Origin of the sequence: Winslowiella arboricola, from assembly GCF_025527015.1 — a bacterium.
In the GTDB taxonomy this organism is placed as follows: Bacteria; Pseudomonadota; Gammaproteobacteria; order Enterobacterales; family Enterobacteriaceae; genus Erwinia; species Erwinia arboricola.
The window spans coordinates 376,855-399,860 of sequence record NZ_JAODIM010000043.1 but is presented as its reverse complement, the minus strand read 5'-3'; the positions used below and the strand labels follow the sequence as shown (position 1 = coordinate 399,860).

The following is a 23,006-nucleotide window of genomic DNA, read 5'->3' as shown; positions in this document are numbered from 1 at the left end:
TTGAAATATTTCTGGACGTCGTGAGCGATGCTTAATTTCACCTGGACTTAACTGTTTGAGGTTTAAGTAAATGGCATCGCATTACCCTTTGTTAAATCGTTTTTCCACGCTGGTTGCGGGCATTGAATTTTATGCCGGTTTGCAGTGTGATTCTCCTGCGTTACGTTTCCATGCCCTCGATGGCACGGAACAGGTGGTTACCTTTGGGATGGTCGCGCGGCGTGCGCGGGCTTTAGCGGCAAGATTGCAGCAACATACTGCGCCAGGCGCTACCGCGCTGATCCTCTATCCGTCCGGCGTGGAGTATGTCACCACCCTGCTGGCCTGTTTTTATGCTGGCGTGATTGGCGTGCCGGTTAACTTATCCGGCCCGGCGCGCGTCAAACGCGTGCTGAGCAAACTGGATGCGATCGCCGACGATTGTCAGCCGTCGCTGATCCTCACCGGCGCGGAGATTATCGCCCTCTCAGGGGAAGATCTGCGCCATTTTGCCGCGAAGCATCAGCTGACGGTGCTGGACACCGCCACCGCTGACGAAGAGAGCTGGCAGCAGCGCTGGCAGGCGCCGGTGATTGATGGCAACACTATCGCCTTTTTGCAGTACACCTCCGGTTCGACCGGTCTGCCAAAAGGGGTAATTAATCGTCACCACAATCTGCTGGCGAACCTCGATTTTCTCGCCTGCCTGACGCTGCCGACGCCAGACAGCGTAGTGGTCAGCTGGCTGCCGCTGTATCACGATCTCGGTCTGATTATGGGCATTCTGTCGCCATTACTGTCGGGTAATACGGCGGTCTATCTGCCACCGGCAACCTTTGTCAGAGATCCGCTGCGCTGGCTGGAGCTGGCGAGTCAGCAGCGCGGCACCGTGCTGCCCTGTCCGAACTTTGCCCTGCAACGCTGCACCGACGCCGCCAGCCAGCAACCGGAGCGCATCGCCAGCTGGGATCTGTCGTCGGTGGTCAGCCTGGTGCCTTCCGCTGAACCGGTCTCGGCGCAGCAGCTGGAAGCGTTCTGGCACTGCTTTAAAGCCTGCGGTTTACGCCGTGAGGCGCTAAAACCCTCGTACGGGCTGGCGGAAGCGACGCTGATTGCGGCCGGTAACAGCGCCAGCGAACCGGTCTATCTGGATATCGATAAAAACGCGTTGCTGCGTAATCAGGTGCAGATCGCAGAGCATGCCAGCAATCACACCCGGCGCTATGTTGGTTGCGGCAATGAGTTTGGCGGTCAGGATGTGCAGATTGTTAATAGCGACACGCATCAGCCGGTTGACGCCGGACACACCGGGGAAATCTGGATCAGTGGCAATGCGGTGGCGCAGGGTTACTGGCGGCGCGAGCAGGAAAGCGCCGCAACCTTTGGCGCCACGCTGGCGGATGCTGCTGACGGCCGCCGCTATATGCGTACCGGCGATCTCGGTTTTGTCCATCAGGGACAGCTGTTTATCACCGGCCGCCTGAAAGATATCCTGATTGTGCGCGGCCAGTGCCACTACCCAAATGATATCGAAGCCACCGCCATTGCCGCGCATCCGCTGGCTGTGGCCGATGGCGCGGCGGCGTTTGCCTGTCAGCACAATGATGAAGAGCAACTGGTGGTGGTGCTGGAAACGCAGCGCGCCGATCAGGACGCCTTGCAACAGCTGGTCGCCGCGGTCAGACAGGCGATTGCCGAACAGCATCAGCTGGCGGTATGGCGGGTAGTGCCGATCCGTAAAGGCACCCTGCTGCGCACCACCAGTGGCAAAGTGCGTCGGCGCGCGCTGAGTGAAGCGTGGCAACAGCAGCAGCTGCATCTTTTATGGGATGAAAGCGCGCCGCAGCCGGTCAGCACCGCTGGCAGCAGTGAACAGATAAGCTGGATCTGCCAGCAGGCCGCTGAGCTGCTGGGCAATGTCACCGCACGTAATATCGATCCACGCCAGTCGCTGTTTAGCTATGGCCTTGATTCGGTTGGCGCCGCCACCCTGCTGGCCCGCATCCGCCAGCATTTCCGTATTGATCTGCCAGAAAGCGCGCTGTTTGACAGCCCGAGCGCCAGTGCGCTGGCGACGCGTCTTAACGCCTTACAGCAGCCAGCGGCCGCAGCGCCGCACAGCCGCAGCCGCAGCAGCAGCGATGAGCCGGTGGCGATTATCGGCATGGCTTTCCGCCTGCCCGCCGCCGACGGCGAAGAGGCGCAAACCGACGCCGAATTCTGGCAACTGCTGCTGGATGGCGGTTCAGCGATCCGCCCGATGCCTGCCGACCGCTTCCGCAGTAATGACGAGATCCCCGGCTTCGGCGCTTTTCTTAATCGTCCGGCGGATTTTGACGCCGCCTTCTTTGGTATGTCACCGCGCGAAGCGATTAACACCGATCCGCAGCAGCGCATGTTGCTGGAAGTCAGCTGGCATACGCTGGAGGATGCCGGGATTCCGCCTTCCCGCTTGCAGGGCGGCGATGTCGGGGTGTATGTCGGCATTGGTACGGGCGACTATGCGCATATTCCGTTTATTACCGGCGACAGTGCGCATCTCGATGCTTACTACGGCACCGGCAACTCGTTTGCCGCCGCCTGTGGTCGTCTCTCCTACTTTTATGGCTGGGAAGGCCCGTCGGTGGCGGTGGATACCGCCTGCTCCTCGGCCCACAGTGCGCTGCATATGGCCTGCCAGGCGATACGCCTTGGTGAGTGCGATATGGCGCTGGCCGCCGGAGTGAAACTGCAACTGCTGCCGGAAGTCGATCAGGTGCTGCATAAAGCGGGCATGCTGGCGCCGGACGGCCAGTGTAAAACCTTTGACGCCAGCGCCGATGGCTATGTGCGCGGTGAAGGCTGTGTCGCCTTCCTGTTAAAACCGCTGTCGCAGGCGCAGGCCGATGGCGATGATATTCGGGCGGTGATCCGTGGCAGCCTGGTGCGTCAGGATGGCGCCAGCAGCAGCCTGTCGGCCCCCAACGGCGAGGCGCAACGCCGTTTACTGCAACGGGTGTTGCAGCGCGCCGGTCTGCAACCGGATGATATTGACTATCTGGAGCTGCACGGCACCGGCACCCGACTTGGCGACCCGATTGAATATCAGTCGGTGGCCGAGGTGTTTAGTGGCCGCCAGACACCGGATCCGCTGTGGCTCGGTTCGGTAAAAACCAATATCGGCCACCTTGAAGCCGCCGCCGGGGCTTCCGGTATGGTAAAAGCGATTCTGGCGCTGGAGCATGGCGTGATCCCGCCGCATATTGGCCTTAATCAGCTTAACCCGCTGATCGATCTGGATCGGATCCCGGCGCGTTTACCGGCTCAGGCGCAAGCCTGGCCGCAGCGCGATCGGCCGCGCCGCGCCGGGGTCACCTCCTACGGTTTTGCCGGCACCCTCGCCCATATTGTGCTGGAACAGGCGCCGCCGAAAATGGCCACGCCTGTGGTCGATAACAGCCAGCCGCAGCTGTTAATGTTCTCCGCGCAATCCGCTGAATCTTTACAGCAATTAACTCAGCAGTGGCGGCAACAGCTGGACAGCGCGCTGCCGCTGGCGGCCATCGCCGCCAGCCTCGCGCGTCAGCGCGAACACCACAGTGTGCGTCTGGCGCTGGTCGTCAGTGATATCAGCGAACTGGATGCGGCCCTCAGTCAGGCCAGCGATGCAGTGGCGGTGAACAAAGCGCCACGCGTCGGCTTTCTGTTTACCGGTCAGGGTGCGCAGTATGCCGGGATGGCCGCCGGGTTATACCAGGCGGAACCGGCATTTCGCGCAGCGCTGGACGAAGCCGAAGCCGCTATCACGCCGTGGCTGGGAGAATCGCTGCTGGCGCTGATCTTTGCCAGTGATAGCGAACGTTTAAATCAAACCGCCATGACTCAACCGGCGCTATTTGCCGTCGGTTATGCGCTGGCGCGCCTGTGGCAAAGCTATGGTGTGCAGCCGGTGGTGATGCTCGGTCACTCAATTGGCGAATTTGCCGCGCTGGTGATTGCCGGTTCATTAAGCCTGGCCGATGCTGCGCAACTGATTGTCCGTCGTGGCGCGCTGATGCAGGCGCTGCCTGCCGGTGGCGGCATGCTGGCGGTACGTTTAAGCGCCGATGCCCTGCAACAGCGTCTGGATCAGCTGCCGCCAGCGGAGGCGGCGCAGGTGGCGATTGCCGCGCTGAACGGCGAAGAGGACAGCGTACTGGCTGGTGCGCTGCCGGTGCTGGATCAGCTGCGAGTACAGCTGGAACAGCAGAGTATCAGCGCGCGTGCGCTGACCGTGTCCCATGCTTTCCACTCGCCGCTGCTGGATCCGATGCTCGCGGAATGGCAGCAGTGTGGCGAGTCAGTCACTACCCGGCCGCCTGCCATTAACCTGATCTCCACCCTGAGCGGTGAAGCCCTGACGCAGGCGCCGGATGGCGACTATTGGCGTCAGCATGCACGCCAGGCAGTACGCTTCCACCAGGCGCTGTCAGTCGCGGCGCAGCAGTGCGATCTGTTAGTGGAGATCGGCCCGCACGCCATTCTGACTGCGCTGGCGCAGCGCCATCTGCTCAGCAACCCGGTGGCGCATCCGCTGACGGTGGTCGCCAGCCAGCGGCGCGGTACACCACAACTGACCAGCTGGCGTGAAGCGCTGCGCGACCTGTATCTTTGCGGGGTTAACTTCGCCTGGGAAAATCCGCACTGCGCCACATTTAATGGTCCGCTGCTGTCGCCGCGCCAGCTGCCGCGCTATCCGTTCCATCGTCAGACTTACTGGCTGGATTATGATAGCGATGCGCCACGCGAGCCGCTGCCGTTGCAGCCATTGCCACTGCACAGCAGCGTGGAATCCGTCCCGCTGTATACCCAGCAGTGGGAAGTTATCTCTGCGCCACCCACCACCACGCACGAGCACCGCTACTGGCTGCTGGGCGATGAAGATAGCTGCCATCATCTCGCCGACACTTTTGCCGCGCAGAGTGTCGGCGCGGTTTATTGCACCGATCCGCAACAGCTGGTCAGTGAATGGCAGCCGGATGATGTGGCGCTGTATTTACCGCCAGCCGACGACGCCGTCTGGCCGCTGATTGAGTTACTGCAGCAGATCCAGCAGTTGAAAGGTGCCATCCGCCTGATGCTGATCACCCGCCAGGCGCAGACACCGGATCCGCAAGCCTGCGATGCCGATCAGGCCGCACTCTGGGGCGCCGCCCGCGCGCTGGCGATTGAATATCCGGCCTGCAAATGGCTGATGCTGGATATCGCCAGCGAAACCGGTATCTGGCAGCTGGCGAATGCGGTGCTGCGTGCCGCCAGCTGCTTTGGCGAGGAAGATGCGCTCTGCCTGCGCGACCAGCAGTGGTTACATCCCTGCCTGACGCCGGTGGATCACGCGGCACTGACGCCACAGCAGCGCTTTAGCATTGATGGCGAATCAGCAGTGCTGGTCGCTGGCGCCTGGGGCGCACTGGGTCGCCATATCAGCGAGTGGCTGATCCGCAATGGCGCCCGGCACCTGGTGCTGACCGGTCGTCAGGCGCCGCGCCGCAATGTCCTGCCATGGTTACAACACTGGCGCAGCCGTGGCATTACCCTGACCTGTGTGACCACCGATATCACGGATCCGGCCTCGGTCGCCGACTTGTTTAGTCAGATTGCCGCCGCAGGCCGTCCGCTGGCCGGCGTATTCCACTGTGCCGGCGTCGGACGCTTTAACCCGCTCGATACCATTACCCGCGAGGATTACCAGGCGGTGGCGACGGCAAAAGTCACCGGCACCCGCCTGCTGCATCACTATACGCAACAGCTGCCGTTGCAGTGGTTTGTCTGCTTTACCTCGATCTCCGGCGTCTGGGGTTCACGTCTGCAAATTCATTATGGCGCAGCCAATGCCTGGCAGGATGCGCTGATGCGCGAACGCCGTCATCAGGGCTTGCCGGGACTGAGCATCTCATGGGGGCCATGGAGCGGCGGCAGCGGGATGTCGGAAGTGGACGATTCTCTGCTGCAATATCTGCGTATGGCCGGGATCCAGCGCCAGCCGCCAGCCCGTTATCTGGCGACGCTGGATAAGCTATTTGCCGCCGATATGACCGCCGCCGGTTTCCCGGCGGTATGGCTGGCGGCAGAAATCGACTGGCAGAAATTTGTCCCGCTGTTTGCCCTTTACAGCCCGGTGCATCTGTTTAACCGCTGCGTATCTCAACAGCCACAGAGCCCGGCAGCAGGCAAGGATTTACAGGCGCGTAATCTGCATCAGCTCAGCCGCAGCGAGCAGCAACAGGTGATCCATGACTTTGTGCGCAATGAACTGGCGCGCACCCTGCGCGTCGCGCCACACAGTATTCAGCCCGACAGTGAACTGCTGGCGCTGGGAATGGATTCAATTCTGATTATGGACTTCTCGCGCCGCTGCGACAGCGAGCTGGGGATTGTCTGTCCACTGAAAGCGTTGTTTGAACACAGCACGCCAGCACGGCTGATCGCCTGGCTGAGCGAACAGCTTGACAGCTGCGTACCGACGGCCACCGCCAGCAGCGAAATGACCATCAGCCATCAGGCGGCGCAACGCTATGCGCCATTCCCGCTGACCGAACTGCAATATGCCTACTGGATTGGTCGTCAGGATCACTACGCGCTGGGCGGGATTGCCTGTCATGCCTGTCTGGAAGCCGATGCACCGCAGAGGCTGGATCCCGCCCGCTTACAACGCTGCTGGAACCAGCTGATTGCCCGCCACGATGCGCTGCGCCTGATTATCGCCGAAGATGGCCGCCAGCAGGTGCTGGCCGATGTGCCGGAGTATCAGATTGCGGTTGCCGATTTACAGCACGCCACTGCGCAACAGGCGCGGCAACACTGCGAACACTGGCGTGACACCTTGTCGCATCAGGTATTGCCGACCGATCGCTGGCCGCTGTTTGATCTGCGCGTAACGCTTCTGCCCGCGGGTGGCAGTCGTCTGCATATCAGTATCGATATGCTGATTAATGACGCCACCAGTAGCCAGATTTTGTGGGATGAGCTGGTAGCGCTGTATCGCGCCGACGGTGATCTGGCGCAGGCCGGGCTGCAACCCTTTAGCATTGGTTTCCGCGACTATGTCATTGCAAAGCAAAACCGTGAAGGCGCGCGTCTGCAACAGTGGCAACAGGACCGCGACTACTGGTTACAGCGCCTGCCGACGCTGCCTGCCGCACCGCAGCTGCCGCTGATTGCCGAGAACCTGAGCCGCGTCCATCCGCAGTTCAGCCGTCGCCAGCGCACGCTGCCTGCTGATGCCTGGCAAATCCTGCGCGAACGCGCAGGACGTTATGGCGTCACTCCTGCTTCGCTGTTAATTGCCGCTTTCTCTGAAGTGCTGGCCAGCTGGAGCAGTGAACCCACCTTCAGCCTCAACCTGACGATCTTTGATCGCCTGCCGTGGCACGAAGATGTGCCACGAATGGTCGGCGACTTTACCGCCGTGACCCTGCTGGCGCTTGATCATCAGCAGCCGCTGAGCTTTGCCGAACGCGCGGCGCAGGTCAATGGTGAAGTGCTGGAGAGCCTGCAATATCGCAGTTTTAGCGCGGTTGATGTATTGCGTGAGTGGAACCGCGGACGCGAGCAGCAGGCACTGGTCGGTATGCCGGTGGTGTTTACCAGTCAGCTGGGGGTCAATGACCCGACCAAAGGCGCGGCAGAAAGCCCGCTTGGGGAGATTATTTACGGCATCAGCCAGACGCCACAGGTCTGGCTCGATCACCAGGCCAGCGAGCAGGATGGCGCACTGGTATATAACTGGGATGCGGTCGACGAGCTGTTCCAGCCCGGGGTGCTGGATGCGATGTTTAACACTTATGCCACGCTGCTGGAGCAGCTGGCTGCCGATGATCGGTTGTGGCAACAGCCGCTGCCGCCGCTGCTGCCGGCCACACAACAGGCGGTGCGCCAGCAAATTAACGCCACTGCCGCGCCGTTAAGCGAACAGACCCTCGACGGCCTGTTCTTCAGCCGCGCCGCCAGCCAGCCACAGGCCACCGCGCTGATCGCTGCCGAAGGGCGCTGGAGCTATCAGCAACTGGCGGAATGGAGCCTTGGCGTGGCCAGTCAGCTGCTGGCCGCTGGCGTTACGCCGGGCGATCGCGTCGCGGTTGTGATGCATAAAGGTGCTGCGCAGGTGGCAGGCTGCCTGGCGATACAGGCGGTGGGCGCGGCTTATGTGCCGCTTGCCGCCGATACCCCTGCCGCGCGTCTGCAAACTGTCCTGCACGGCAGTAGTATCACAGTGCTGCTGACCCAGCCGCACTATCTCAGCGATCTGCACCACTTTGGCCACACCATCGTGGTCGATGCGTTGCAACCGCAGTATGGCAGCCAGCTGCCGCACGTTGCGCGTCAGGTCAGCGATGCGGCCTATGTGATCTACACCTCCGGCTCGACCGGTGTGCCAAAAGGGGTACTGATCGATCATCGCGGTGCGGTAAATACCGTGCTGGATATCAATCAGCGCTTTGCGCTAAGCACCGGGGATGTGGTGCTGGGACTCTCCGCGCTATGGTTTGATCTGTCGGTATGGGACATCTTTGGCACCTTAGCCGCAGGCGGCACGCTGCTGCTGCCGGAAGCGGAAGCCACGCGCGATCCGGCACGCTGGCTGGCACTGATTAAAAGTGACAATGTCACTATATGGAACTCAGTCCCTGCCTTGCTCGACCTGTTGCTGGCGGAAGCGGATTACCATCAGCAGGCGCTTAGCGGCCTGCGCCACGTATTCCTGAGCGGCGACTGGATCCCGTTATCACTGCCGCAACGGCTGAAAAACCATGCGCCGCACGCCACGCTGGTGGCGATGGGCGGCGCGACCGAGGCATCAATCTGGTCCAACTGGTTTGTGGTTGATGGTGTCGAAAGCCACTGGAAAAGCATTCCTTATGGCTGGCCGTTAACCAATCAGCGCTATCAGGTGCTCGACAGCCAGCTACGCGCCTGCCCGGATTATGTCACCGGCGACCTGTGGATTGGCGGTCACGGAGTGGCGCTGGGTTATGAAAATGACCCGCAACGCACCGCCGCCAGTTTTATTGAACATCAGGGCGAACGGCTGTATCGCACCGGCGATCTGGCGCGCTACTGGCCGGACGGTACGCTGGAGTTCCTGGGCCGCAGCGACCATCAGGTTAAAATCGCCGGTAACCGCATTGAGCTGGGCGAAATTGAAGCGGCATTACAGCTGCACCCCGCGATTCGCGATGCGGTGGTTGATACGCTGGGCAATCCGCGTGGCGAAAAACGGCTCGCAGCCTGGCTGGTGCTGGATGCCGACGCGCAATCCCTTAGCCAGCAGTTAAACGCCGAACCGGCGCTGGCGAACGGCGCGCAACTTATCGACCTCGCCCGTACTGAACTGGCGCAGCAAATCGCGCAACCGGATAACTCTCAGCTGCAACAGTTCTGGTCACTGATCGACAACCTTGGCGCGCGGGCGATTGCCGATACGCTGATGATGACGGCGGATGCGCCACTTAATCCGGCGGCGGAGTTTGTTGCTCTCGCCGCGCAGTGGCAGCAGCACGCTCAGCAACCGCTGCCAGAGTGGGAAACATTGCTGTCACAGGCCGCCAGCTTCGCATTGCCGCGTGAAGCGCTGCTGCGCCTGCAAAGCGGCGCCGGTGACCGTCTGCGGGTGTTACGCGGCGAGGCCAGCGCGCTGGAGCTGTTCTACAGTGACGATGATGCACTCTCGCCGGAACAGCTGACGCAGGCGAATCCGCTCAGTGCGCCAACCAGCAAGGCACTGGCTGCGCTGATTCGCCAGCTGGCGACGCAGCTGGGGCGTGCGCCGCGTATTCTGGAACTCGGCGGCCGCAGCGGTGTGGCTACGCAGTCGCTGTTAAACCAGCTTGACGATCTGGCGCTGGATTATCACTTTACTGATGCTTCCCGGTTGCTAGTCCAGCAGGCGAAAATCCGTTTAGCCGATCACCAGTTGCAGTTCAGCGTGCTGGATAGCGAACAACCGCTGGCTGGGCAGGAGATCAGCACTTATCACTATGACCTGGTGCTGGCGTTTAATGCCCTGCATCGCAGCCATCATATCCCGCGCCTGTTGCAGCGTATCGCCACCCTGCTGCGTCCCGGCGGCTGGCTGCTGGCGCCGGAAATGACCCGCAACAGCACCTTCCAGCTGGCCACCGTGGCACTGCTGGAGGCCGGTTACAGTCAGCTGGATGACCTGCGGGCGGAACTGGCGCTGCCACTGCTGGATGCCACACAGTGGCAACAGCAATTGCAACAACAGGGCTGGCAGCAATGCGCGGCGTTGACGCTGCCGCAACTCAGCGACAGTGGTCTGCATCTGTTAATGGCACAGATGCCGGACAGCCTGTGGCAGTTTGCGCCAGCCAGAGTCAGCGACTATCTCGCCACGCTGTTGCCAGGCTATATGGTGCCGCAAACGCTGATTACGCTGGATGCACTACCGCTGAGTGCCACCGGCAAAGTGGCGCGCGCGCTGCTGCCGCGTCCGCAACTGCAGGCGAAAACGCAGTCCGCGCAACCGGCTCCCGCCTGGCAGGGAGCCGATGCCAGCCTCGCCACGCTGTGGGCGGCGCTGCTGGGTGGTGAAGTTCCGGCTGCTGATGCTCATTTCTTTGAAGCCGGTGGCGACAGCCTGACGGCGGTGCGGCTGGTGGAAAAGATTCGTCATCAGTTGCAGCGTCAGGTTGCGCTGCGCGATCTGTTTGTCACTCCGCGCTTTAGCGAGTTTGCGGCAAAAGTGGCGGCTGCGCCGTTATGGCAGGAGGCGCAGCAGCAGTGGGTCGCCGACGACGCTCAGCGTTATCAGCCCTTCCCGCTGACCGACGTGCAACAGGCTTACTGGATTGGGCGTCAGAGCGGACTCAATCTGAGTGGCGTCTCAACCCATCTGTATGTCGAGATCGATGTCGATCATCTCACTCATGCGGCGCTGCAAAGCGCCTGGCAGCAGCTGATCATGCGCCATGAGATGCTGCGTGCGGTGATTGATGACGCCGGTTATCAGCGCGTGCTGGCGCAGGTGCCGGACTATCTTATCCGGTGTCAGGATCTGCGAACCGCCAGCGCCAGCCAGCATCAGCAGTGGCAGCAGCAGACCCGCGCGGATCTGAGCCATGAAGTCCATGATACGCGCCAGTGGCCGCTGTTTACCGTGCGCGCCGCTCAGCTCAGCGACACCTGCGTCCGGCTGTGCATCAGCCTCGATAACCTGATTTGTGATGGTCGTTCAATGGTGATGTTGCTGTCCGAATGGGCGCAGCTGGCGCGTCAGCCGGACACCCTGCTGCCGCCTGTTGATATTCACTTCCGCGACTATGTGCTGGCGCAGGAGAAATGGCCACAGCGCGCCAGCTGGCAGACGGCGCTTAACTACTGGCTGGACCGGCTGGATGCCCTGCCTGCCGGCCCGCAGCTGCCGCTGGTGAGCAGCGAACAGCTGGCGGCGCCGCAATTTATCCGTCGCGAATCCCGGCTGAATGCCAGCCAGTGGACCGCACTGCGCAACCAGGCTGCCGATGCCGGCATCACGCCAAATGCCTTGCTGCTGACCGTCTGGAGTACGGTGCTGGCTAACTGGAGCCGCGAAGCCTGCTTCACCCTCAATCTGACACTGTTCCAGCGCCCGGATATTCATCCGCAATTACCGCTGCTGGTCGGTGACTTCACCTCGCTCAGTCTGCTGGCCTGCGATATGCGCGGCGCGGCAGACTTCACTACCCGCGCAGCCAGCCTGCAACAACAGCTGTGGGAAGACCTTGGTTACAGCGAAGTGTCGGCGGTACGCGTGTTGCGTGAAGCGGCACGACGCCGTGGGCGTATCGACGCGGTTGCCATGCCGGTGGTGTTTACCAGCGGTCTCGGCGTGGATGCCAGCGGCAGCGACGGTAGCGTGGCCGCCGACTGGCTGGGAGAGTTTGGCTGGAGCGTCAGCCAGACGCCGCAGGTATGGATCGACCATCAGGTGGTGGAACGCCGTGGTGAGCTGGTCTTCAGCTGGGACTGTGTCGATGCGCTGTTCCCCGCCGATCTGCCGCAGCAGATGTTCGATCACTACTGCCAGCTGTTAGTCGCTCTGGCGCAAAGCAGCGATCTCTGGCAGCAGGATCTTGCCACCCTGTTGCCGCACTATCAGTGGCAGCAGGCGGCCCTGCCGCAGCCGGTCGTCACCGCGTCGGTGGAGGCGTCGCAGCAAGGCAGTGACGTCATCGCCGCCATCATTTGCCAGCAGTTGCAGCGTATTGCCGGACTGGAGGCGGTGCCGCAGCACAGCAACTTCTTTGAAGCGGGCGCCACCTCGCTGCATCTGATTCGCCTGCGGCAGGCGCTACAGCAGAAGCTGGCAGTGGATCTGCCGGTCGTGGAACTGTTTAACCGTCCCAATGCACGGGCGCTGGCCAGCTGGCTGGCGCGTCAGGATGAAACGGTTAGCGAACAAACCAGTGATATCAGCGAACGACGTCAGGCGCTTCAGCGCCGCCGTCAGCAACGTCAACGTTAATGCAGGGATGGAAAGTAAGCGAATGAACCCATTAGATAGCGAGCAGTTTACCCGCCAGTATGGCGACACTTTACCGATCGCCATTATCGGCGCGGGCTGTCGTTTCCCACGTGCGGCATCTGTTTTTGAGTTCTGGCGGCGCATTGCCGATGGCGAAGAGTTAACTTCCCGGTTTGATGCTGAGGCACTGCAACGTGCGGGCGTCGATGCGGCGCTGCTACAGCGTGCTGACTATGTGCCCGCCGCCGCAGTGGTGGAAGATGCCGACCGCTTTGAGTGGGGCTTTTTTGGTTATTCCCGCCAGGAGGCGGAGAGCATCGATCCGCAGCAGCGGCTGTTTCTGATGTGCGCCTGGGAAGCGCTGGAGATGGCCGGTTATCCCCCTGCCACCCTTAGCGCACGTACCGGGGTGATCGGCTCCACCCGGATGAGCACTTATCAGCTGGCGCAGCGCCAGGATGCGCAGCAGATTGTTTCGCCGCAGGTGTTTCAGAAGCTGATGGGTAACGACAAAGATTATCTGGCGACGCGCGTGGCGTATAAACTCGGCCTGCGCGGCCCGGCGTATACCGTGCAGACCGCCTGCTCCAGTTCACTGATTGCCACCCATCTGGCCTGCGAGGCCATTGCCAGCGGCGATGCCGAAATGATGCTGGCGGGGGGCGCCAGTCTTAGCTTCCCGCAGCAGGCAGGTTATTTCTATCGTGAAGGGATGATTTTCTCCGCCGATGGTCACTGCCGCCCGTTTGATGCCGACGCCAATGGCACGCTGGTTGGCAATGGCGTGGCAGTGGTGCTGCTGAAGCGCCTTGATCGCGCGCTGGAAGCGGGTGACCCGATTCTGTCAGTGATCCGTGGCACCGCCATCAATAACGATGGCAATGATAAAGCCGGTTTTACCGCGCCGTCATTGAGCGGGCAGCGCGACGTGATCCGCGATGCGCTGGCGATGGCCGATGTAGCCGCCGACACCATCGGTCTGGTGGAAGCCCATGGCACCGCCACGCCACTGGGCGATCCGCTGGAGATCAGCGCGCTCACCGAAGCCTGGTCGCCGTGGACGCCGCAGCCGCAGCAGGCGGCGATCGGTTCGCTGAAAAGCAATGTCGGTCATCTTGATACCGCTGCGGGTATCGCCAGCCTGCTTAAAGCCGGACTGGCGACCTGGCAGCGACAGATCCCGCCCAGTATCAATTTCTCGCGCCCGAACCCGGCGATTAACTTCGCCGGTTCCCCCTTTTATGTCCCACAGCAGCTGCAACCCTGGCTGCCGGGCGACACGCCGCTGCGCGCCGCGGTCAGTTCGTTTGGCATTGGCGGCAGTAACGCCCACGCTATTCTGGAAGCGCCGCCACTGACCACCGTGCCGGATGACAGCGGTCAGCCGTTGCAGCTGTTGCTTAGCGCGCGCAGCCTGCACGGCCTGCGAGCACTGGCGCAGCAGCATCTGTTACGCCTTAGCGATCGTGAGGCCGGTTTCGATGCCCATGCCTATGGCGCCACCAGTTTTTATCACCGCACGCTGTTTAGCCATCGTCTGCTGCTCAGCGCCAGCGATATCGACGGCTGGATTGGCCTGCTGCTGGATATCACTGAGCAGGATCTGCATCTGCAAGCCGCTGAATCGGGCATCAGCACGGCGGTGTTCAGCAACGGTACCGAGATTGCCGGGACGCTGTTAAACCAGCTGGTGCAGGCGACGCCTGCGTGGAGCGGCCTGATTATGCCGCCTGCGCGTCGGGCGTTGCTGCCGGTCACGCCATTTGACGGCGAACGCTGCTGGCAGGAGACGCAAAATGCCGCGCCACAGCCCGCCGATAGCTGGCAGGCGTTATGCCAGCGCGCGCAACAAACCGCCAGCGAACGCGGCGCTGAACTCGATCTTGCGCTGCTCGATGAAGAAGATCGCTGCATTGATGCACTGCATCAGCACTATGTCAGTCAGATGCTGCAACAGATGCAGTTACTGCAACAGCCGCAGCAGTTCCTGAATGTGACGCAACTGATGCAGGCGGCCAGTATTCCGGCACGCTATAGCGACCTGATGCAACGCCTGTTGCGCGATCTGGTAGCCTGCGGCGCGCTGCAACAGCGCCAGCAGGATGGCGAATTGTGGTATGGCGAACTGCGTCCGGCGTCAGTGGATGCTGAAGACTGGCTGGAACGCATGCGTGCCGCAGGCTATCAGCATCTGGCGCAGCTGATTGCGCGTACCGGCCCGCAGCTGGGGGCGATGCTGCGTGGCGATATCGATCCGGTCAGCGTGGTCTTTCCGGCGGCCTCGACTACCGATGTCGAGCATATGTATCAGGAACAGCCGTGGTCGCGCTATTTCAATCAGATAGCTGCGCAGGCAATGGCTGCGCTGGCGCAGCACAGCGCGCAGCCGCTGGCGATTCTGGAGATTGGCGGCGGCACCGGCGGCACCACACAGGATCTGCTGCGTGCTTTGCCAGACGGTAAATGCGAACACTACAGCTTTACCGACCTCGGCACTCTGTTCCTGCAACGGGCGCGCGACAAGTTTGCCGCTTACCCGTTTATTGACTATCTGCCGTTTGATATGGAGCAGCCCGCCAGCCAGCAAGGATTACCACGCCAGCAGTATGACGCGATTGTCGCCGCCAACGTGCTGCACAATGCGGCGGACTTACGGCAGATGCTGCGCAATCTGGCCAGCGTGCTGAAACCGGGCGGCGTGCTGCTGATGCGTGAAATCACCGCACCGAAAAAACTGTTCGACTTTGTATTTGGCGCACTGGTGCCGCCGATTGGCGATACCGCGCTGCGCCATGGCGAACTGTTTGCCTCGCAACAGGACTGGCAGTCGGCGCTGCATGATGCGGGCTTTGTACAGTGCACCGCCTGTCCGGCCGCCTATCAACCGGCTGCCGCACTGGGTGAGCAGATTATTATGGCGCGCGTGGCGGATGAAACCACGGCACTGCCCGCAGCGGCGGCGCGGCAGATTACCCTCGCCGCCAGCAGCTCAGATCAGGCGCTGCTTGATGCCGCTTACCAGGCGCTGTCAGCGGATACGCCCTGCCGTCTGTCGCAGGTGGTATGGCATTGCGATCCGCAAGGCGCCAGCGATCCACTTACCATCACCCTCTCCCTGCAACAACAGCAGCTGGAGGCGTTTATTGGCGAGACGCCACTATTCAGCGCCCGCTTTGCGCCAGCACGGGTGGCGGGTGTTGAAGCCAGTCCGCGTACGGGCTGGCTGCCGCAACCCTGGCGGCAGCATGGCGCACTCTATCACTGGCAGTGGCATCCGGTTGCGTTACCGCAGCCGGATGCCGCCTGCCGCTGGCAGCCACTGACGATAACCAACGATCCGGCGGCTCAGCCTGCACTGTTTAACCAGTTACAGCAGTTGCTGGCGAGTGGCGATGACCTGTTACTGACTGCTGGCGGCATGCTGCATCACACGGGTGACCAGCATGCCGCCAGCTGGCTGCCCGGTTTACTGGCGGTGGCGCGCCACGAATATCCGCGCAGCCGCATTGCGCTGATCGATACGCAGGGACTGACAGCACCGCTCGATCAGCTGCTGTGTCAGCGCCTGCTTGCCTGCGAAGCCGATCAGTTGCGCTGGCAGGATAGCAGCTGGCACAGCCCCCGCCTGACGCGCACGACACTGAGTACAGCAACGGTAAGCCGTGAGGGCTGCCATCTGTTGACCGGTGGCCTGTCGCCGCTGGGCCTTGCGCTTGCCGGGCAGCTGGCCGACCAGGGCGCCAGTAAACTGATCTTTTTTGCGCGCCGCGCCCCCCATCCTCATCAACTGGCGCAGCTGGATACTCTGCGTCAGCGCGGTATTGAGGTGGTGATTGACAGCGCCGTGGATATGGCTGACGAAACCTCGCTGAACCAGGCGCTGGAACGACTGATGGAACAGCAATTGCCGATTGCCACCCTCTGGCATCTGGCTGGCGTGGTCAATGATGCCCCGCTGGCCCAGCTAAGCTGGTCAACTCTGCAACAGACGCTGGCGACCCGGCTTCGTTCAGCGCAGCTGCTGGACCGCTGGCAGTCGCGCCTGCAACCGGCGCAGACGGTCTACTTCTCTTCCGCCGCCACCCTGTTTGGTCCGCAGGGTCAGGCAGCTCACGCAGCCGCCTGTGGCGCGCTGGAAAACCTGGCCCGGCAGCGTTGCGCACGCGGTGAAGATACGCTCGCCGTTGCCTGGGGTTACTGGCAGATCACTGAATCCGCCGCACCACAGCTGGCGGAGCGCATCGCCGCCGGCGGTATGGCGGCACTGAACACCGATACGGCATTGCGACTGTTACAGGCGGCACGCGCGGCTATCCAGCCGGTGGTGGCGGCAATGGATGTTGACTGGCAGATCCTTGCCGCATCGCAGCCCGATACCGGTGATCGCTGGCGCTTTGCGCCGTTTCTGACGTCAGTGGCCGCCGCCACGCAGACCAGCACGCCGGAGCAACCGCAGGAAGCGTTGCAGCTGGAGCACTATCTGCGTGAAACCCTTGCGCGTCAGCTGAACTGTCCGCCAGAACTGATCAGCGCCGACAGTAATCTGGTGCAGCTGGGTCTCGACTCCCTGCTGTTCCTCGACCTTAATGAAACGCTGGGCCGCGATCTCGGTGTAAAACTGAATGCTGAAAATGTGTTCCGCGCCGCCAGCGTTAAAGAGCTGATTGCCGCGCTGCAACAGGAGATGGTGCAACAGCCGGAGAGTGTTTCACTGCTGCGTCAGGCGCTGGATGAGCTGGAAGCCACACAACCGGGCTGGCTCGATCCGCGCGGCGATATTGCGCGCCAGGCTCCCGCCAGCACCGCGCTGCCGCTAACACCGTTACAGCGCCTGCGCTGGCAGCAACATCCGCACTCGCCGCGCTTACTGTATGTGGAATACGACAAACCGCATGATTTCCCGCTGGAGGCCTTTGAACAGGGCTGGCAGCGCCTGCTGACACGCCATCCGATGTTACGCGCGGCAATCACCGCTGAGGGCAATATCGCCGTGGCACAGCAGATACCCGCCCTGACAATGCAGCGTCACCCCTGGCGCGAACTGACGCCGGACGCCCTGCTGGAACGGCAGCTGGCATTGCGTGAAACCCTGTCGCAGCACCAGTTTGACCTGCAACAGCCGCCACAGATTGTGCTGGCGGTCAGCGACAGCGCGCAAGGCTATCGCCTGCATCTGGTACTGAATACGCTGTTGGTGGATATCGAGAGCTTCCGCGTGCTGCTGCGCGAGCTGGATAGCGCGATCCACCATCCTGATACGCCGCTGCCACAGCTGGCGTTTAGTCCGCAGGACTACCATCACAGCCTGCTGGCACTGGCGCAGACGCAGGCCGCGCACTACCCGCAGGCGCGACTGCCTGCGTCTCCGGCGCTGCCATGGCAGACCCGCACCACACCTGCCGAATTCGCTATCTGGCGCGCCGCGCTGCCTGCGGAGCAGTGGTTACCGCTGAAACAGGCAGCCGAACAACAGGGCATCAGCGGCACCGATCTGCTGCTGGCCGCCTGGGGGCTGGTATTACGCGACTGGTCAGCGACGGATGCCTTTACCCTGCGTCTCGACTTTACCGATCGCCTGCCGCTGCACCCGCATGCCTCCCAGTTGATTGCCGATGCCACCACGGTCGCACCAGTGCCGCTGGATCTGCGCGCGGCCAGCAGTTTCGCCGCGCTGGCGCAGCAGGTGGCGCAGCAACGTCAGCAGCATCTGGCGCGCCATCTGCCTGGCGGCGCGGTGGAAAGCAGCTGGCAACAGTCACTGCCGGTGGCCTTTACCAGCCTGCTTGGTGTGCGTCAGGCGTATTCGATTGCGGAAACCTCAGATCCGCTACTCGGTATGCCAGCTTATGAATATGCCGCGCAGCCCCTGACGCCGCTGCATTTGCAGGCGCTGGAGGAAGAGAGCGCGCTGCTGTTCAATATCGATCTGCAACGCGGCGTGCTGCCTGAGGAACTGGGTGAGATCGCCCTGATGACTCTGCATCAGTTGCTGGAAACCCTGTCTGCCGTCACAGAAGCCTGGCAGGCACCGCTTAATGAACTGTTGCCGGTCGATACGCAGGTTGTTGCGCTGGCGCAGCAGGCCAGCGGGGAGGCGCCATGAGCAATAAAATTCGTGTCGTGGTGTGCGGCACGCGCTTTGGGGAACACTATCTGGCGGCAATCAGTGGTCATAACAGCGAATTTGAGCTGGCGGGAATTGTAGCCCGCGGCAGCGAACGCTCGCGCCTGCTGGCGGAAAAATTGCAGGTGCCACTGTGGCAGCAGGTTGATCAGCTGCCGGATAATATTGATGCCGCCTGTGTGGCGATCCGTAGCCGGATTGTTGGCGGCGAAGGTTCTGCAATCGCGGAGCAACTGTTACAGCGCGGTATTGCGGTGTTGCAGGAGCATCCGGTGCATCTCAGTGATATCCGCCGCTTGCAGGATCTGGCGCAGCAGCACGGCACCCGTTATCACATCAATACGCTCTATCCGGCGCTGCCTGCGGCAGCTTGTTTTATCGATTACGCGCGCCAGAGCGCCAGCCGTCAGAAGCCGGCATTTATTGAACTGACCACCAGTCTGCAACTGCTCTTTTCATCGCTGGATATTATTGGCCGCGCACTGGGCGGCCTTTCACCGATGAGTTGCAGCACCCCGCAACTCCCTGCCCGTCCGGCGGGCGCAGCGCCCTGGCCATTCCGCCAGATGCAGGGAGAGTTTGCCGGCATACCGATGTGCATTAATCTGCAAACCACTCTCGATCCGCGCGATCCGGATCATCACAGTCTGGTGATGCACCGCATCTCCATTGGCGGCAGCGAGGGCAATGTCTGCCTGACCAGCAGTTTTGGTCCGGTCGTATGGAGCCACGCGATCTATGCGCCTGATTACCAGCAGGATGGCGTTGCCGCTTCATGGCTGCTGTCACCGCAACTGCATCAGCAGTCACACTATAATCAGCAGCCTGCCGCCATCGTCTTTGGCAGCCCGCAGGCGCCTAATCTGATTGAAGCGACGCAGCATGATTTCCCGCTGGCGATCCTGAGCGCACTGCGTGAGCTGGTCGCCCACGAAGCGCCATGGTGGCAACAGCCCGGATGGTGGCAGCAGCACGGCGAAAGCTGGATCACCCTGATGCGCAATGCCGGCGTGCCGCAATTAAGCCAGTTTACTGCACCGCCAAAACCTTTCCCCGACCCACGGGATTACGCTGCAAATATTGTTACGGATAACCACTATGTCAAACCATGATGACGCTTACCGCCAGCTTGGCGAACTGCTCGATGCCGCCGGTCTGGCTGAACATGCGCTGTTTCTTAACTGGGGCTTTCAGCCTGCCGACGGCCCGGCGCTGCCGCCAGGTGATGCACAGCGCCAGCTGGTGTTGCAGCTGATTGGCGATCATCCGGTTGATGGTCGTCATATTCTTGATGTCGGCTGCGGACGCGGCGGTACGGCAGCGCTGCTGGTGGAGAAATGGCGACCGCTCAGTGTTACCGGCGTCGATCTCAGCAGCAGCAATATTCACTTCTGCCGCCAGCGTCACCGTCAGCCGCGTCTGCGCTTTCAGCTGGCGGATGCCTGTCAGTTGCCGCAAGCGGACAACAGTGTCGATATGGTGCTGAATATCGAATCTTCTGGCGCTTACCCGGATCTCACTGCCTTTTTCCGCCAGGTGTGGCGGGTACTGAAGCCCGGCGGCGACTTTTTCTATAGCGATATTTTTGCCCGTCAGACGCGGGATGACGTGCAGACGGCCATCAGTCAGCTCGGTTTTCAGGCGGTTAATAGCTACTCGATCCGTCAGGCGGTGCTGGCCGCGCGGCGCAGCGCCGGGGAAAAAGTGATAGAGCGGCTGCTGGCGGCACGTCAGCCGCAACATGCGCAGCTGGATATCGCCGAACTGCGCAACTATTTTGCCCTGCCCGGTACGCCGATTTATCAGGCGCTGGAGAACGGTCAGGCGGATTATTACTGCTTCCACTGGCGTAAACCGGCCTCTGCGCAGCAGAGTCAGCCACTTCCCGAGGCGCTGCTGTCGGCACTTAACCAGCGCAGCCAGCGGCTCGATCAGGCAGTCAACGGCAGCGACAGCGCGGTGTTTCCGCTGGGAAAGCCACACCCGCAGGCGGCGCTTAATCTGTTTGCTTTACCCTATGCCGGTGGCGGCGCGTCTGTTTATCGCGACTGGGGTCAGACGGACGGCTGGCCGGACGACTGGCGCTTTTGCGCCATGCAGTTGGCCGGACGCGAAAACCGTATTGATGACGCGCCGCAGCGCCGCATGGAGAACCTGGTGGCGGAGCTGGCGCAGCAGATTGAGCCTTACAGCCATCGCCCGTGGGCGCTGCTGGGCTGTAGCCTCGGCTGCAAGGTGGCGTTTGAGCTGGCGCGCTATTTCAGCCAGCGCCACCGTGCGCCGCGCCTGCTGTTTCTGATGGCCTGTCCGGCGCCGGATATTGCGCTGGGGCAACGCATCTCCGAGTGCAGTGACGCCGAGTTCTGCGCCGAAGTTCGCCGGCTGGGCGGTACGCCTGACTCGGTACTGCTTGATCAGGAGATGATGCAGACGGTGGGTAAAGCACTGCGCGCTGACTGTGCGCTGGCCGAAAACTATCAGGCCGCAACGCAGAGCAAACTGGCGGTGCCTGCGCTGCTGGTACTGGCGGAAGATGATGCGCTGGTGCCGGTCGCCAGTATGCTGCGCTGGCAGCAACATCTGACCGCCAGCACCAGTATTAAACGCGTCCGCGGCGGCCATTTCTTCCTGCGTCAGCAGCGCGCGACCCTGCAACAATGGCTGGTGCAGGCGCTACGGCAATCCCTACCGGCTGCCAGCGAATCCGCCGCGCGCTGGCTGCCTTTCGGTCTGCCGCAGACTGGTGCCGGACTGCCGCTATTCTGCTTCCATCATGCCGGTGGCAACGCCGCCAGCTGGCGCGACTGGATAACCGCGGCCAGCGCGCTGGGGATGCAGCTCTGTCCGATTGAGTTGCCCGGCCGCGCCAGCCGTTTTGCCGAGACGCCACGCAGCGATCTGAATGCCTTGCTGGCGGAACTGTGTGCTGCGCTGACGCCGCTCTGCCAGCAGCCCTTTGCATTGCTGGGCCATAGCCTCGGCGCACTGATGGCCTTTGAACTGGCGCAGCAGCTCCCGGCCACGCAGTTACAGGGGGTATTTGTTTCGGGACGGCGGCCGCCACACCATCCGACACCGCAGCCGCTGCGGCATCTGATGAATGATAATGAACTGACGCAGCAGTTAAAGGGGCTGGAGGGCACACCAGCGGATGTGCTGCAACATCAGGAGTTACTGGCGCTGTTTTTACCCGCGCTGCGCGCCGACTTTACCCTGACCGAGCGCTACAACTGGCAGCAGACAACGCGCCGGTTATCGTTACCGTTACAGGCATTTTGTGGCGATAGCGATGCCGAGGTCAGCCTGACGGCAATGCAGGAGTGGCTGGAGTATGGTGACCGTCACAGCCAGCTGCACCGCTTTGCCGGGGGGCATTTCTATCTGCACCATCACCGCGATGCGCTGTTACAGGCGATAGCTGCCAGGCTTAATCTGCGCTGAGGCTCTGCTCGCAGGTGCTGCGATAGCGTCCCGGCGTCTGACCAAACTGGCGCTGGAAAAAACGCGTCATATGGCTGGCGTGGGCAAAACCGCAACGCAGTGCAATATCATTTAACGGCAGCGGACTGCTCTCCAGCAGCCGCTGTGCTTCACGCAGCCGACACTCAATCACATAATTCCACGGCGTAACGCCAAACATTGCGCGAAAGCCGCGCTTCAGCGCCATCTGGCTTAATCCGGCATGCAGCGCCAGATCCTCAATGGTCAGCGGTTGCGCCGCGTGCTGGCGGATGTAATCGCGTGCAGCGATCAGACGCCGACGTTCACGATGATAAACCCGCGTCACCGGAGCAATGTTCAGCGCCTGTTGCTGCTGTTGCAACTGACTTAACGCCAGCCACAGCGCCTCCAGCGCCATACTTTCCAGATGCAGTAAACCGACAGGCGAACGATCGTGCAGTCCCTGCTGCATACGCTGCATCTGTCGGCTCATCTCGTCGCTTAACGTCGCCGACAGCACCCAGGCATCTTCATCCGGCGCGACCAGTCCGCAGGCGGCCACCTGCGCAATCTGCTCGGCGGAAAACTCAATCATCAGCAGGTGATAGAAATGGTGGCGCGGAAAAAAATCATAGCCGCTACAGGGCCCCTGCGCGCATGACAGCCAGAATGAGTGTGGCCGGTAGTGCTGCAGATTTTGCTGGTTGAGCATAAAGTGTCCGGCGCCCTCCTGCATCATCACCAGTGTCAGGTGTGCGCCATATTCGCCTTTAAACACCTGGTCCTGCTCAAGCGTGGTCTGCACGAAGCGCAAACTGATGCGCGGCGTCAGCTGCAGATTCCCGACCAGGTTGTGATCCATCAAAACCCCTCCAATGATAATGATTTTTATTTAGCTTTATCGTGCAGTTTCCGACCTTATGGTGCAACAACTTTCGTTAACTGATGACATAGACTCGGCTTTTATGATTCAGGGACGCA

General features: G+C 61.6%; 5 protein-coding genes. 4 read left to right on the top strand and 1 reads right to left on the bottom strand.

Translation table 11 applies throughout. The features are described from left to right. Positions 1-70 precede the first annotated feature (70 nt). From N5923_RS19345 to N5923_RS19330, 4 genes are read left to right on the top strand one after another with little or no spacing between them, the layout of a single operon-like run. Positions 71-12,460, top strand: a complete 12,390-nt coding sequence (locus N5923_RS19345; RefSeq protein ID WP_267144743.1) for a non-ribosomal peptide synthetase/type I polyketide synthase — start codon at positions 71-73, stop codon at positions 12,458-12,460. A 22-nt stretch (positions 12,461-12,482) separates the two neighbouring features. Then, positions 12,483-18,563 carry an SDR family NAD(P)-dependent oxidoreductase gene (locus N5923_RS19340; RefSeq protein WP_267144744.1) on the top strand — a complete coding sequence of 2,027 codons (6,081 nt, stop codon included), beginning with the start codon at positions 12,483-12,485 and terminating at the stop codon, positions 18,561-18,563. Next, a complete protein-coding gene (locus tag N5923_RS19335; RefSeq protein ID WP_267144745.1) occupies positions 18,560-19,696 on the top strand; it encodes a Gfo/Idh/MocA family oxidoreductase in 1,137 nt (378 codons plus the stop codon). The genes N5923_RS19340 and N5923_RS19335 overlap by 4 nt, the downstream gene beginning before the upstream one ends. Further along, the gene (locus tag N5923_RS19330) at positions 19,683-22,025 is read left to right on the top strand and encodes an alpha/beta fold hydrolase (protein ID WP_267144746.1); all 2,343 of its coding nucleotides are present in this window, start codon (positions 19,683-19,685) and stop codon (positions 22,023-22,025) included. Before N5923_RS19335 ends, N5923_RS19330 begins: the two co-directional genes overlap by 14 nt. Here N5923_RS19330 and N5923_RS19325 read toward each other — a convergent pair. Further along, positions 22,012-22,887 (bottom strand): AraC family transcriptional regulator, encoded by an 876-nt coding sequence (locus N5923_RS19325; RefSeq protein ID WP_267144747.1) that lies wholly within the window; start codon positions 22,885-22,887, stop codon positions 22,012-22,014. The genes N5923_RS19330 and N5923_RS19325 overlap by 14 nt on opposite strands. Positions 22,888-23,006: the final 119 nt, after the last annotated feature.